The sequence below is a fragment of the Streptomyces sp. SM1 genome (genome assembly GCF_002910825.1).
GTDB classification, from domain to species: Bacteria; Actinomycetota; Actinomycetes; order Streptomycetales; family Streptomycetaceae; genus Streptomyces; species Streptomyces okerensis.
In genome coordinates this window covers 1-995 of the sequence record NZ_NEUB01000392.1, presented here as the reverse complement: position 1 = coordinate 995, position 995 = coordinate 1, and the positions used below count along the sequence as shown (strand labels likewise).

Sequence of the window (995 nt, the reverse complement as noted above, 5' to 3'; positions counted from 1 at the left end):
GGCCTGGCCGGCCTGTGCCGGGAGGGGGCCGCGGAGGGCCTGTCGCCGCTCCTCGCCGCCGAACTGCGCCGTCAGATCACCGTCCTGGAGCTCCTGGCCGCCCATGGCCCGGCAGGGCTGCGCGGCGCGCTGGAGGTGTCGACGGAGGGCCGGCGGGTGCTCCGCGCCGCGGTCTCCCGCCGCAGCCGCCGGGACGGCTGGGACGGCTGAGGGACCGAAGGGCGGGGACGGCTCGCGGGAATCGCTCGGCAGCCGGTGATGAAACGGTTCGCCGTAGCGCTCTTCAGTGTGTGACGATTTCGACGACTGACGCGACAGCGACGACTGCGGCGACTGCGGCGACACAGCAGCGGACCAGGCCCTCGGCCGCGACGAAACCGGTCCGCTGGGCGGCGGACACGGTGGCGGCGATGCGCGAGGGGGCACGGCTGCGCCTCGACTACTCGGCGCGCAGTCTGTGGAGCGTCGACCGGATGATCGAGGAGATACGCCGGGAGGCGGCCCCGTACGCCGCCGTGGAACCGGTGCTGCGCGGATTCGGTGCCTACGCCGGTGAGGTGATCGCCCGTCATGCCGGAGGCGAGTGGTGGGCCTCCGGCAGCGACCACTGGGTCCGCACTCCCGACGGCCGCCTCTGGGACCCGTTCGACGAGGCCCGCCGCTGCTACACGGGGGAGGGCTCGCTGCGCCTGCTGTGCCGGGACGCGTCCGGCGGGGGGCCGCGCCGGTAGCCCCGCACCTCACGGACGTACGGGGGGCCGAAAGGTTGTACGGGGGAGGTGAGTCCGCCGTGTGCTGATCAACACGTCACCGCCCCGTGACGATCCTGATCGTCGCCCACTCTGTCAGCGGGGGACCGGCCGGGGAGCCGGGCCTCCGTTCGGTGAACGGACAGAGCGATACGAGGGGATTTCCGTCGTGGGCCATCGGGGCGGGCGTGGGGCAGCGCGCGAACGGGGGACGCGGCACGGCCGAGGGCGGAGGCGGGTAGCCGC

The 995-nt window shown here is 74.3% G+C and carries 1 protein-coding gene and 1 pseudogene; both read left to right on the top strand.

Annotated features, from left to right (window positions below):
* Positions 1 to 210 (top strand): annotated as a pseudogene (locus B9S61_RS10070) (hypothetical protein); the annotation flags it as partial.
* Between the two features lie 200 nt (positions 211 to 410).
* On the top strand, positions 411 to 731 hold the full coding sequence (locus B9S61_RS10065; protein ID WP_308457756.1) for a hypothetical protein: 321 nt from the start codon (positions 411 to 413) through the stop codon (positions 729 to 731).
* The last annotated feature ends 264 nt before the right edge of the window (positions 732 to 995 follow it).